Source organism: Morganella psychrotolerans (assembly GCF_001676055.1).
GTDB classification, from domain to species: Bacteria; Pseudomonadota; Gammaproteobacteria; order Enterobacterales; family Enterobacteriaceae; genus Morganella; species Morganella psychrotolerans_B.
This window is the reverse complement of the sequence record NZ_LZEX01000001.1, coordinates 167,291-179,830: the sequence shown is the minus strand read 5'-3', so window position 1 is coordinate 179,830 and position 12,540 is coordinate 167,291. Positions and strand designations below refer to the sequence as shown.

Annotated in this window: 11 protein-coding genes and 1 pseudogene; 8 read left to right on the top strand and 4 right to left on the bottom strand. The window is 48.0% G+C overall.

Translation table 11 applies throughout. The features are described 5' to 3' along the window. Window positions 1-62 precede the first annotated feature (62 nt). Window positions 63-989, top strand: coding sequence for a LysR family transcriptional regulator (locus AYY17_RS00840; protein WP_067420521.1), 927 nt, complete (start codon window positions 63-65; stop codon window positions 987-989). A gap of 163 nt (window positions 990-1,152) precedes the next feature. On the opposite strand, the gene AYY17_RS00835 is transcribed toward AYY17_RS00840, so the two are convergent. Then, window positions 1,153-1,872: a hypothetical protein gene (locus AYY17_RS00835; RefSeq protein ID WP_067420519.1), complete on the bottom strand. Its 720-nt coding sequence runs from the start codon at window positions 1,870-1,872 to the stop codon at window positions 1,153-1,155. A gap of 142 nt (window positions 1,873-2,014) precedes the next feature. Between AYY17_RS00835 and AYY17_RS21975 the strand changes: the two genes are divergently transcribed. The 5 genes from AYY17_RS21975 (at window position 2,015) to AYY17_RS00815 (ending at window position 7,189) form a co-directional block, all read left to right on the top strand. Further along, window positions 2,015-2,308 (top strand): leucine-rich repeat domain-containing protein, encoded by a 294-nt coding sequence (locus tag AYY17_RS21975; protein ID WP_235845226.1) that lies wholly within the window; start codon window positions 2,015-2,017, stop codon window positions 2,306-2,308. After that, on the top strand, window positions 2,251-2,889 hold the full coding sequence (locus AYY17_RS00830) for a leucine-rich repeat domain-containing protein (RefSeq protein WP_235845225.1): 639 nt from the start codon (window positions 2,251-2,253) through the stop codon (window positions 2,887-2,889). Before AYY17_RS21975 ends, AYY17_RS00830 begins: the two co-directional genes overlap by 58 nt. Window positions 2,890-3,276: 387 nt before the next feature. Continuing rightward, the gene (gene ynfF / locus AYY17_RS00825; protein WP_067420517.1) at window positions 3,277-5,700 is read left to right on the top strand and encodes a selenate/tellurate reductase subunit YnfF; all 2,424 of its coding nucleotides are present in this window, start codon (window positions 3,277-3,279) and stop codon (window positions 5,698-5,700) included. Window positions 5,701-5,710: 10 nt separating this feature from the next. Continuing rightward, entirely contained in the window at window positions 5,711-6,328 is a 618-nt protein-coding gene (locus tag AYY17_RS00820; RefSeq protein WP_067420515.1) for a DMSO/selenate family reductase complex B subunit, read from the top strand. Continuing rightward, on the top strand, window positions 6,329-7,189 hold the full coding sequence (locus AYY17_RS00815; RefSeq protein ID WP_067420513.1) for a DmsC/YnfH family molybdoenzyme membrane anchor subunit: 861 nt from the start codon (window positions 6,329-6,331) through the stop codon (window positions 7,187-7,189). It begins immediately after the preceding gene. 61 nt (window positions 7,190-7,250) lie between these two features. On the opposite strand, the pseudogene argS reads toward AYY17_RS00815, so the two are convergent. Then, window positions 7,251-8,982: pseudogene (gene argS, locus AYY17_RS00810) on the bottom strand (arginine--tRNA ligase). Between the two features lie 172 nt (window positions 8,983-9,154). Here argS and AYY17_RS00805 point away from each other — a divergent pair. Then, window positions 9,155-9,709, top strand: a complete 555-nt coding sequence (locus AYY17_RS00805; RefSeq protein WP_067420512.1) for a VOC family protein — start codon at window positions 9,155-9,157, stop codon at window positions 9,707-9,709. 161 nt (window positions 9,710-9,870) lie between these two features. Continuing rightward, window positions 9,871-10,623, top strand: a complete 753-nt coding sequence (gene cutC / locus AYY17_RS00800; protein ID WP_067420510.1) for a copper homeostasis protein CutC — start codon at window positions 9,871-9,873, stop codon at window positions 10,621-10,623. A gap of 149 nt (window positions 10,624-10,772) precedes the next feature. Here cutC and cmoB read toward each other — a convergent pair whose 3' ends face one another. Together cmoB and cmoA are read right to left on the bottom strand one after the other, a co-directional pair. Continuing rightward, window positions 10,773-11,750: a tRNA 5-methoxyuridine(34)/uridine 5-oxyacetic acid(34) synthase CmoB gene (cmoB, locus tag AYY17_RS00795; protein ID WP_067420507.1), complete on the bottom strand. Its 978-nt coding sequence runs from the start codon at window positions 11,748-11,750 to the stop codon at window positions 10,773-10,775. A gap of 1 nt (window position 11,751) precedes the next feature. Then, on the bottom strand, window positions 11,752-12,507 hold the full coding sequence (gene cmoA, locus AYY17_RS00790) for a carboxy-S-adenosyl-L-methionine synthase CmoA (RefSeq protein WP_067421270.1): 756 nt from the start codon (window positions 12,505-12,507) through the stop codon (window positions 11,752-11,754). Between the last annotated feature and the right edge of the window lie 33 nt (window positions 12,508-12,540).

Below are 12,540 nucleotides of genomic sequence, written 5' to 3'. Positions count from 1 at the left end.
TTTAGTACATTGGGTAAGAAAAATAGCACTTATGTAACATCAATGATTACACGGTGTAATAAATGAAAAGACATTTTAATGATATGCAAATAGGTAGCATCGAGCTGTTCTGTCTGGCTGCTGAGCACAAAAGCTTTACAATTGCTGCGGCTGAAGCTGGCGTAACGCCAACAGCTGTGAGTCGTTCAATCGGACGACTGGAGAGCCGGATGGGGGTAAAACTATTTTCACGCACTACCCGGCGTGTAAACCTGACCGATGCCGGGCAACAGTATTTTGAACAGTGCAGTCACGCACTCGCTCAATTAATTGATGCGGAACAGTCCGTAATGGGAAGACAAAATAAGCCCGCTGGATTAATACGCATCAGTCTGCCTGTTACTTATGGTCATATCAGGATATTTCCGTTACTAACCGAGTTTAAGGCTTTATATCCGGATGTTTTATTTGACGTAAACCTGAGCAATCGTAATGTTGATTTTATTGGCGAAGGTTACGATATAAGTATCAGAGTACGACAGCAACCAGACTCATCATTAATTGCGAGGCACTTTGAGGATCTGGATTTAATCACTATCGCGTCCCCTGAGTATTTATCTTCCCGCCCAATCCCACGGGTATTAGAAGATCTTGCATATCATGATTGCATTCAATTTAAATTGCCCAGTACCGGAATAAATATACCCTGGATTTTCAATACCGCCGACGGCCTGTGCGAGGTCAATACTAAAGGGAGTTTCCGATGCAGTGAAGACTTGGTGGCAGGAGTCACATTGGCTGTTAACGGAGCAGGGCTGTTTCAATCCTACCGCTTATTTGCCGAAGAGGACATCAAAGCCGGTCGCCTGGTGGAAGTATTAAAGGATTACAGTGGTGCGACCAGGCCTTATACGATTTTGTATCCGGGTAACAAACTTATGCCTTTACGTCTCAGAGTTTTTATTGATTTTTTAATAAGCAAGCGTGATGGTCATCTCCCCGAAAAATAACGGCACGTATAAATGTGAGTTAAGTGGCATTTTTCCGTAACCCGAATCGGGGGATTCCAATAAAAAATCCTATTTAATTATTATCAGGAGGTTATTCCGGCAATTTCCCGATGACTCATACCCTGTGTCCGGTCAGGATACCGCCGGAATAAGCGGGGGCTCCCTATACCGTTTTTTGCGTACGGATAACATTATCCGTATCACGGAATAAGCAGTATGCCTCACCGTCCTCCAGCTGTGATAATACAACCGGTGACTGTGTGGTGAGATAAAAAATAGTGTTCGGGAAAACGGCTTGCAGTAATGACATACAATGTTCCAGCCATTCTGTATTCAGGTGTTCTTCCAGCATGCAGATAAACACCGTACCGTCTACCTCAGCCAGGTTTTCGCTATCGGTAAATTCACTGTAGCCGTCTTTGATACGATTAATTAAGATAGGCATGGAGATAAATCCCGGATCTGACATATTGCCGTAATGTTGTGATAAATGCATCTGAGTATCCGGGTCAGGGTCTCTCATCGTTACAGACATGCCATCATCCGGAGGCGCGAGATACACTACAGCTTCGTCATGCACAAAGGGTAAAAAGCGACTTTTGATATCACCGGCAGCGATAATATAATTGTCGGTGTGTAATTGCCGTGCAACCGGTGAATATTCAGTACAATGTTTAAACGTCAGATGAATATCATCAGTACGCGGCTGATTATAAATAACCCGGTTAGAAAAATAACGCAGTTGGAATAAACTGGTTAACAGCGCGCTGGTATCAGCATTATTATCACCGGTCAAACCATATACTGATTTATCCGCCGCCGTGGTCAACTCAATATCACCGCTGATTTTTACATCAGAAAAATATATTTTATCGTCACTCATAAGCTCTCCTGTTATTTGACTGGCGGAGGATAACACCGGCTGTCGGAGGAGAGGGATGTCAAAATAACATAACCGGGCAACAACAGTGTTACCATGATGCAGAAAATTAATCTGTACCTGCTGACGCCGGAGATCTTCCCTGATGCTGCACCAACATGCTATTTCTGATACTGAACTGAACCTTGATAATGGCGGACACCTGTCAATCGATGCCTTTATTACTCCCCCTTATACCTTGCGGGTACTCAGCGCGTATAATAACCAGCTCAGTGAGTTTCCGGCAGGGATATGTCTGAATCATCATCTGCGGGTGCTGAATCTGTCCTGTAATCAGATAACGCAGATACCTGCACAAATTGCGCAGCTACCCGCTGTGAAATGCTGGATTTGGGGCATAACCATATCACAGATGTTGCACCTGAAATTGGTGCGCTGACTGAATTACGATTTTTGTATCTGAGTGAGAATGGTTTTTCTGCATTACCGGCTGACTTTTCCGGGCTGCATAAACTGACCTATTTCAATGCCACCGACAACAAACTGACGGTGCTGCCGAGGTGGTTTTCAGCGATGTCAGAATTGATTGAAATCCGGTTATATAACAATCAGATAAAAGATATATCTGCTTCTGTCAGCGGACTGAAAAAGGCGCGTGAAATTCACCTGATGAATAATGCAGTGACATCAATACCGGATGATATTGCCGCGCTGTCTGCGCTGGAAATACTCGATCTGAACAATAATAAAGTCAGTTACATTACACCACGGATCAGCGCACTGAATAATTTAACGACACTTAATCTTCGTTTCAACGCATTAACGGTATTACCGGCCGATCTCAGCGGATTATCATCACTGACTCACCTGGATTTACGGGCGAATCAGCTGAGTACGCTGCCGGACAGCCTGGTGAATCTGCCTCACCTGAGAAAATTGGATTTACGCTGGAATTCATTTTCAGTCGTTCCGTCTGTTGTCGGGCAATTAAAGCAGCAGGGGTGCATTGTATTATTATAATAACCTGTTCTTGCTGCTGAGTTTTTATTTAAATAAAGAATAAAAAATCACAGTAGAAAATAAATATTATTTTACGCGATATCTGGAATAATTTTTCGCCGGATAGCGTTTGAGATAAATAAAAGAGAATAATTTTCTTTAATTAATAAAAAAGGCCATAAAAACATCAAAAATAAAACATAATTACAACAATGACGACTTACAAAATAAATATTTAACATTAAATTTCAACAACATAAATAATATCATGTTGGTTTATTGTTTATTTTATGTGGGTAACTGCATTTGTCGTCATTTTTTGATATTCCGCAAATATAACAGGGGTATTCGCCGATAGGATAACCGTGATAACCCATATCCTTTGTATGGGAATAGCGGATAATACCTATGAATATTAAAAATAACGTATTAAAGAGCAATGTATCGCGACGCAATGTCATAAAGGCAGGTGCCACAGGTGGCTTACTTGCCGCAGCCGGTGGTATTTCACTGCCATTCACCAACGTGGCACTGGCAGCACAATCAAAATCATCACCTGAAGAAAAAGCCGTCTGGAGCTCCTGTACAGTAAACTGCGGCAGTCGCTGTCTGCTGCGCCTGCATGTCCGTGATGATGAAGTATATTGGGTTGAGTCTGACAATACAGGTAACGATGAATACGGTAATCATCAGGTGCGCGCCTGTTTACGCGGGCGCTCTATCCGCCGCCGGATGAATCATCCGGACAGATTAAAATATCCGATGAAACGGACAGGTAAGCGGGGCGAAGGTAAATTTGAACGGATAAGCTGGCAGGAAGCGCTGGATACAGTCGGGGACAGTCTGCGTGATGTACTGAAAAATTACGGTAATGAAGCGGTACATGTATTGTACGGCACTGGTGTGGATGGCGGCAATATTACCAACTCCAACGTACCTTATCGCCTGATGAATGCCTGCGGCGGTTTTCTCAGCCGTTACGGCAGTTACAGTACCGCCCAAATCCGTGCAGGTATGAATTATTTGTACGGCGGTCAGGAAGCCAACAGTCCGGATGATATTGCCAACACTAAACTGGTGGTGATGTTTGGTAATAACCCGGCAGAAACCCGTATGAGCGGCGGCGGTGTGACTTATTATGTGGAGCAGGCGCGGGAACGCTCAAATGCCCGCATGATTATTATTGATCCGCGTTATAACGATACTGCATCAGGTCGTGAAGATGAATGGCTGCCTGTGCGTCCGGGGACTGATGGTGCTCTGGCAGCAGCACTTGCCTACGTTATTATTACAGAAGGTATGGTTGATCAGGCCTTCGTGGATAAATACTGTGTAGGTTACGATGAAAAAACCTTACCGGCCTCCGCCCCGCGTAACGGTCATTATAAAGCCTATATCCTGGGTGATGGCAAAGACGCAATAGCAAAAACACCGGCATGGGCCTCAAAAATCACCGGCGTCCCGACGGATAAAATCATTAAGCTGGCACGCGAAATAGGTCAGGCAAAACCGGCCTGTATTGTTCAGGGTTGGGGGCCGCAGCGTCATGCGAACGGGGAACAAACGGTTCGTGCGATTGCCATGCTGGCGATTATCACCGGTAATGTCGGCATCAGCGGTGGAAATTCAGGTTGCCGTGAAGGGACTTATGATTCAGGTGTTGAATGGTTCCCTATGTTGGATAATCCGGTTAAAACCCAGATTTCTGTGTTTACCTGGACGGATGCCATTGAGCGTGGTGCTGAAATGACCGCTATCCGCGATGGTATTAAAGGGAAAGATAAACTGGATGTTCCTGTCAAATTTTTATGGTGTTATGCCAGTAATACCCTGATAAATCAGCATGGTGATATCGCACGGACTCATGAAATCCTTCAGGATGACAGCAAGTGTGAAATGATTGTGGGTATTGATCATTTTATGACAGCCTCAGCCAAATATTGTGACATTCTGCTGCCTGATTTGATGCCGACTGAGCAGGAAGATCTTATTCCGAGTGAGTCAGCCGGGAATATGTCTTACATGATCCTGGGTCAGCCTGCGACTACGCCAAAATTTGAACGCAAACCTATCTATGAAATCCTCTCTGAAATTGCAAAACGCCTGGGGCCGGATGTTGAGCAGCGTTTTACTGAAGGCCGGACACAACACGAATGGGTGAAATACCTGTGTGAAAAAAGCCGTGAGCGCTTCCCGGATATGCCGGAGTACGAAGAACTGAAAACCACCGGTATTTTCAAACATAAATGTCCGGATGAGCATGTAATCGGCTATAAGGCTTTCCGTGATGATCCGCAGGCTAATCCGTTGAATACGCCGTCCGGTAAGATTGAGATTTATTCGGAACGTCTGGCTGAGATTTCTGAAACCTGGGAGCTGGCAGAAGATGATGTTATCGATCCGCTGCCGGTGTATGCGGCAGGTTTTGAAGGCTACAGCGATAAATTGAATGAAAAATACCCGTTACAGATGACTGGTTTCCATTACAAAGCCCGCACACACTCCAGTTACGGCAACATTGATGTGCTGAAGCAGGCCTGTCGTCAGGAAATCTGGATTAACCCGATTGATGCCAAAAAGCGGAATATTAAGCAGGGTGATATGGTCAGGGTCTTTAATGACCGTGGTGAAGTGCATATTGCGGCAAAAGTCACGCCGCGGATTATTCCCGGTGTGACGGCAATGGGACAGGGCGCCTGGCTGGATGCGGATATGTTCGGCGATAAAATTGATAAAGGCGGCAGTATTAATGTTCTGACAACCCAGCGTCCTTCGCCGCTGGCGAAAGGGAACCCGCAGCATACTAACTTAGTTGAAATCGCCAAACTGTAAGGAGCCCGTGATGTCTCAGCAATATGGTTTTTATATTGATACAAATCGCTGTACGGGCTGCAAAACCTGCGAATTAGCCTGTAAAGACTTTAAAAATTTATCCGCCGGTGTGCATTTCCGCCGCATCTATGAATACGCGGGTGGTGACTGGACAGAGCAGGATGGTGCCTGGCATCAGAATGTTTTTTCATACTATTTGTCCATATCCTGCAATCACTGTGAAGATCCGGCCTGTACCAAAGTGTGTCCGAGCGGTGCGATGCATAAACGTGAAGACGGGTTTGTCGTGGTGGATGAGGATATTTGCATTGGCTGCCGCTACTGTCATATGGCGTGTCCGTACAGTGCGCCGCAGTTTGATGAAGTTAAAGGTCACATGACTAAATGTGATGGTTGTTATGAACGGGTGGCAGAAGGACTGAAACCGATTTGCGTAGAATCCTGTCCGTTACGTGCACTGGATTTCGGACCCGTTGAGGAGCTGCGCGCAAAATACGGCACTATCAATGAAGTTGCACCGTTACCGGCGGCACACTATACCAAACCAAATATCATCCTTAATTTAAATGCAAATTGCCGTCCTGTCGGAGATACCACAGGTTACCTGGCGAATCCGGAGGAAGTGTAAATGGGGGCAGGATTACATGAATGGCCGCTGATGTTTTTTACGGTTATCGGGCAGAGTGTGGCAGGGGCGTTTATCCTGATGACGGCGGTGCTGTTATGCAGTGCCATGCCGCAAGGGCAACGCTATAAAATTACACTGAGTATGTTCGGATTATGGGCGCTGATGGGTGTTGGCTTCATGTTATCTATGATGCACATGGGTTCACCACTGCGGGCGTTTAATTCAATGCTCCGTTTCGGGCATTCCGCGTTGAGTAATGAGATTGTCAGCGGCTCGGTATTTTTTGCCGCCGGTGGTTTTTACTGGCTGCTCAGTGCGCTGAAAAAATTACCGCGTGCGGCGGATAAGCCGTTTCTTCTTCTGGTATCCGTTCTGGCCGTTATCTTTATTTACGCAATTTCCCGGGTGTATCAGATTGAAACCGTCCCGACCTGGTTTAATCACTATACCAGCCTTCAGTTTATTCTGACCAGTCTGATAGCCGGGCCTGTACTGGCTGCATTGCTGCTGCGCTCAGCCGGGTCTGACCTTACCGGTTGCCGTATTCTGGTACTGATCAGCCTGCTTGCCGCTATTGCCGGTTGCATTGTTGCAATCGCACAGGGGTTTGAGCTGGGAACTATCCACAGTTCTGTGCAGCGCGCGTCAGAGCTGGTTCCGGATTATCCGTTGCTCAGCGGGCTGCGTTTTGTGATGATTTTCGCCGGACTGGGGTTATGGGGGATCTCTGTGGCTAAATTGAGAAATCCCTCAGTGATCATTATGCTGATCGCGTTTGTCCTGGTTTTCCTTGGTGAGTTTACCGGCAGAGGGTTGTTCTATGGCATGCATATGACTGTCGGCATGGCGGTTGCCGGCTAATAACGGAAACAAAAAAACCGGTTATCACAGATAACCGGTTTTTGTCCTCAGGCGAGAATTATTACATCTTCTCGACAGTACCGATACCCAGTGTATCCAATCCGGCTTTCAGGGTTTTCTGGGTCAGAAGTGCCAGTTTCAGGCGGCTCTGACGCAGTTCTTCGGTTTCCGCTGCCAAAATCGGGCAGTGCTCGTAGAAACCGGAGAACAGACACGCCAGTTCATACAGGTAGCTGCACATCATGTGCGGCATACCTTCACGCGCAACAGAGGTAATGGTTTCCTCAAATTGCAGCAGGCGGGCAGCAAGCTGGCGCTCGCGGTCATCATTGAGGATTATCGGCAGCGTCAGTGAGGCACTGTCAATACCGGCACGTTTAAAGACAGATGCCACGCGGGTATACGCATATTGCATATAAGGCGCGGTATTGCCTTCAAAGGCGAGCATGTTATCCCAGTCAAAAATGTAGTCCGTGGTCCGGCTTTTTGACAGGTCAGCGTATTTCACCGCACCAATACCGACAACTTCTGCCAGCTGTTTCAGTTCATTTTCCGCCATATCACTGTTCTTTTCACGGATCAGTTTTCCGGCGCGTTCAACCGCTTCATCCAGCAGATCAGACAGACGGATAGTGCCGCCGGCACGGGTTTTGAACGGCTTGCCGTCTTTGCCGAGCATCATCCCGAACATGTGGTGTTCCAGTGTCATGCTCTCCGGGATATAACCGGCTTTGCGGACAATTGTCCACGCCTGCATCAGGTGCTGGTGCTGGCGGGAGTCAATATAATAGAGAACGCGATCCGCATGCAGCACATCGTGACGGTATTTTGCGCAGGCAATATCGGTGGTGGTGTAGAGGTATCCGCCGTCTTTCTTGCGGATAATAACCCCCATCGGGTCGCCTTCTTTATTTTTGAATTCATCAAGATAAACGACAACCGCGCCTTCGCTTTCCTGCGCGATTTTGCGTGCCATCAGGTCACTGACGATGCCCGGCAGCATATCGTTATAGAGACTTTCACCCATCACATCATCTTCTGTCAGGGTGACATTCAGACGGTTGTAGGTTTCCTGGTTCTGCTGCATGGTGATATCCACCAGCTTGCGCCACATAGTACGGCAATATTCATCGCCGCCCTGTAATTTCACCACATAACCACGGGCGCGCACGGCAAAGTCTTCATCTTCGTCGTAATATTTTTTTGCTTCGCGGTAAAAAAACTTCCAGATCAGCCAGCGCCATATCCGCAGCATCTTCATTCTGCATTTTTTCCAGGTAAGCGATGAGCATACCAAACTGCGTACCCCAGTCCCCGACGTGGTTACAACGGATCACATTATGACCCAGGTATTCCTGGGTGCGGGCCGCAGCGTCACCGATAATGGTGGAGCGCAGGTGACCGACGTGCATCTGTTTGGCAACGTTCGGGGCTGAGTAGTCGATAGCAATGGTCATCGGCTCAACAGGGGTCAGACCCAGTTTTTCATCAGCCAGTGCAACCTCAAGCTGAGCTAAGAGCCAGGCCGGAGAGAGAAAAATATTGATAAATCCGGGTCCGGCGATTTCTGTTTTGTCGGCAATACCGTTCAGATCCAGCAGTTCAACTACTTTCTCAGCGAGCTGTCGGGGCTGCATACCCATTTTTTTCGCCGCAGCCATGACACCATTGGCCTGGTAGTCACCAAACTGCACTTTGGCAGACTGCTTAACGATGGCATCACAATCAAGTGGTGCGCCCGCGCTGATAAGAGCCTGTTGGATCTTATCGGAAAGAATTGCCTGAATATTCACCGGTTTACCTTAATATAGAAAACAACATGACACACCGGATACAGCGGAGGATGAACACGCTCGTCCGGGCGGGATGTTGTCGGGAAATTTGGGAGGTTTTATACCATAAAAAGGGGGTCTCATGCTACCATCAGCGCCTTTCCGGGGTGGTAAATTCTCACAGGGGATCATGATGAAAAGCCCAGAACAAATTGCGGCACTTGCCGGGCTGGTGGCGGAACTGCCGGTTTTTGCCGGCAAACTACAGCAGTTTGCTGATGATTTGCAGTTGGATCTGCGTGCGTATAAGGCAGACCATATCTCACTGCGCACACATGATACCGAACTGGCAGAACACTGGGTGGCAGGATTTCGTCAGTGTGCAACGGTATTATCGGATAATCATATTAACGGACGCCCGGTATACCTGTTTTTGCTGCATCAGCCTCTGGCACTGTTGCACTGGCACATTCCGGTTATTGAACTGCCGTTTCCGAAAGGTAAGCAGTATGCACATCAGGGGTGGGAACATGTGGAACTGGTGCTGCCCGGCGGGCCTGACACACTGACGGAACGCGCGGCGGCATTACTCCCGTCTCCTCTGCCGTCCGGGGTGATAATTAAAGAGAGTCATCCGCGGGGAGAGAATGAGCGGTTACCAAACCCGACACTGGCGGTCAGCAGGGATAACATAACAATTAAATTTCATCCGTTTACGTTGCAGGAAATTGTAGAAAGTGAGCGTTGACCGACAATTCTGACATTTGCGGGCGATTATCTTCCGGATATTTTGCATCTTGTGATATTTAACAATTCATTAATCTATATTGCGTGTAATAGTGTATCGCAAGATAACTGAATCGTTTTAAACCGATATTTACCTGCGTAACTATGTAATGAGGCTAATCAATGGCTAAACTGGAAATTTGTTGCTACAGCGTGGAATGTGCCCTCACTGCGGAAAAAGCCGGTGCAGACCGGATTGAATTGTGTGCAGCGCCCTCAGAAGGAGGACTGACACCCAGTTGGGGAATGTTAAAACAAACTATTGATCGTCTGCGGATCCCTGTTCACCCGATTGTCCGCCCGCGCAGCGGGGATTTTTGTTATACCGCATCTGAATTTGCTGTGATGAAAAATGACATTGCCAAGATCAGGGATCTGGGTTTTCCGGGCGTGGTGACCGGACTGCTGGATGAAGACGGACATGTGGATCTGCCACGGATGAAGATGCTGTGTAAATTGGCGGGAGGTATGGCAGTCACTTTCCACAGGGCCTTTGATATGTGTGCTAACCCGTTACTGGCACTGCAACAGCTTACCGACCTCGGGGTCAGCCGGATCCTGACATCCGGACAGCAACTGAGCGCAGAACTGGGTTTGCCGCTGCTGAAAGAGTTGCAAAAAGCCAGTCAGGGACCGCTGATTATGGCGGGTGCCGGTGTAAGACTGGCAAATATACAGAAATTTCTGGACATTGGTTTGCAGGAAGTACACAGCTCCGCATCCAAAATTAAACCCTCCACCATGCGTTACCGTAAAGTCGGGGTGGCAATGGGCAGTGACAGTGAAACGGATGAGTTTTCACACACCTGCGTGGACGGGGATACCGTGGAAGCCATGAAAGGTGTTCTTGATCTGCACAGTGTGGTGATGCACTGACAGGCGGCAGTAAAATGACCTCAGTATTGCGTTACTATAGTGAGGTCATTTTTAGCTGGTTAGGTATTTTTACTCAGAAACAGGTAAATCAAAATAATGTATTGATATTCTGTCTGCCCGGCAATATTACGTTAACAGTATGTGGCGGATTATTCCGGCTTTTGTGCAATCAGAACCGCCCGGCGGGGAGCCGGATAACCTTCGACGGTCAGCAGCTTATTCTCAGGATCAAGATAGTCCGCCAGTGATTCATTGATCATCCACTCAGTCCGGCGCTGTTCATCTGTGGAGGTAGTTGATTCATCAACAATCCGCACATTCACAAAACCGCATTTTTCCAGCCAGACGGCGAGCATTTTCGCGGACGGAATAAAGTACACATTACTCATTTGTGCGTAGCGGTCACCCGGGATCAGACACTGGTGTTCATCACCTTCAATGACAATGCTTTCCAGCACCAGTTCGCCGCCGCTGACCAACTGATCTTTCAACTGCCAGAGGTGGTCGAGCGGGGAACGGCGGTGATACAGAACGCCCATGGAGAAAACAGTATCAAAGGCTTTCAGGGCAGGAAGCTCCTGAATACCCAGCGGCAGAAGATGTGCGCGCTGATCATTGCCGAGCAGCTTGCGCACCGCTTCAAACTGACAGAGGAAAAGCTGTGTCGGATCGACACCGACCACCAGTTCCGCGCCAACACCGACCATTCGCCACATGTGATAACCACTACCGCAGCCGACATCCAGCACAGTGCGTCCCGCCAGCGGAGAGAGATGCGGCAGCACACGTTCCCACTTCCAATCCGAGCGCCATTCGGTATCAATATCAACGCCATAGAGAGAGAACGGGCCTTTGCGCCACGGCATCAGGTTACGCAGGATATTTGTTATCCGCCGGGTTTCACCGTCAGTTAGTTCAGGCACCCGCGTTGCGGTGACACTGTTTTTGAGATCAAGTGTGTGCGGGGTCATATCCGGCAGGTTCTCAATAGATTTGACCCAGCCCGGATAGTAGCCGTGCAGAGATTCCCGCTGCCACTGAGCCAACTGTGCGGGGAGGGTTTCCAGCCAGCAGCTCAGACGTTCATTTTTTGCAATTAACTGATAAAAATCACTGAAATCAATCATGTTATTTCTCTTTTACCGCCAGCAGCGACCCGAAATTAAAGCACTGGAACCAGACTTCACAATGTTCAAATCCTGCCTGTTTCAGCCGTGTTTTATGGGTTTCCACGCTGTCGGTCAGCATGACATCTTCCAGCATGGTGCGTTTCTGACTGATTTCCAGCTCACTGTAGCCGTTGGCCCGTTTAAAATCATGGTGCATGCTGAACAGCAATCCGCCAATCTGAGTATCTTCAAAGCTGAATTTCTCGGACAGTACGAGTACACCGCCGGGCAATAATCCCTGATAAATTTTATGCAGAAGCGTTTGGCGATCCGCCGGGGCGAGAAATTGCAGGGTAAAATTGAGTACCACCATTGAGGCATTTTCAATGGCAATATCACGGATATCCCCTTCAATCACCTCAACCGGGACAGGGGATTTATAGCCTTCGATATGGCGGCGGGCGTGTTCAACCATCGGCGCGGAGTTATCCACGGCGATGATACGACAGCCGGTTTTATCTGTGATATTACGGCGGACGGACAGGGTGGCTGCAGCCCGCGAGCAACCAAGGTCATACACCTGAGAGCCGGGCGTGACAAAACGACCGGCAAGCATACCGATCATCGCAATAATATTGGAATACCCGGGAATTGAGCGTTTGATCATGTCGGGGAAAACATCCGCAACTTTTTCATCAAACGTCCAGTCACCAAGCTGGGCAATAGGGGCCGCAAATAACATATCCTGCGGTAAATCCGGAATTTCTTTGGACATAACTCGGGTCTGCAGTACAAAAAGATGCGCGTA

Excerpts from the sequence above, each read along its gene's own strand:
- ynfF (WP_067420517.1), top strand. The coding sequence starts at position 3,277 with ATGAATATTAAAAATAACGTATTAAAGAGCAATGTATCGCGACGCAAT.
- cmoA (WP_067421270.1), bottom strand. The coding sequence starts at position 12,507 with ATGTCCAAAGAAATTCCGGATTTACCGCAGGATATGTTATTTGCGGCC.
- AYY17_RS21975 (WP_235845226.1), top strand. The coding sequence starts at position 2,015 with ATGCTGCACCAACATGCTATTTCTGATACTGAACTGAACCTTGATAAT.
- AYY17_RS00830 (WP_235845225.1), top strand. The coding sequence starts at position 2,251 with ATGCTGGATTTGGGGCATAACCATATCACAGATGTTGCACCTGAAATT.
- AYY17_RS00840 (WP_067420521.1), top strand. The coding sequence starts at position 63 with ATGAAAAGACATTTTAATGATATGCAAATAGGTAGCATCGAGCTGTTC.
- cutC (WP_067420510.1), top strand. The coding sequence starts at position 9,871 with ATGGCTAAACTGGAAATTTGTTGCTACAGCGTGGAATGTGCCCTCACT.
- AYY17_RS00815 (WP_067420513.1), top strand. The coding sequence starts at position 6,329 with ATGGGGGCAGGATTACATGAATGGCCGCTGATGTTTTTTACGGTTATC.
- cmoB (WP_067420507.1), bottom strand. The coding sequence starts at position 11,750 with ATGATTGATTTCAGTGATTTTTATCAGTTAATTGCAAAAAATGAACGT.
- AYY17_RS00835 (WP_067420519.1), bottom strand. The coding sequence starts at position 1,872 with ATGAGTGACGATAAAATATATTTTTCTGATGTAAAAATCAGCGGTGAT.
- AYY17_RS00820 (WP_067420515.1), top strand. The coding sequence starts at position 5,711 with ATGTCTCAGCAATATGGTTTTTATATTGATACAAATCGCTGTACGGGC.
- AYY17_RS00805 (WP_067420512.1), top strand. The coding sequence starts at position 9,155 with ATGAAAAGCCCAGAACAAATTGCGGCACTTGCCGGGCTGGTGGCGGAA.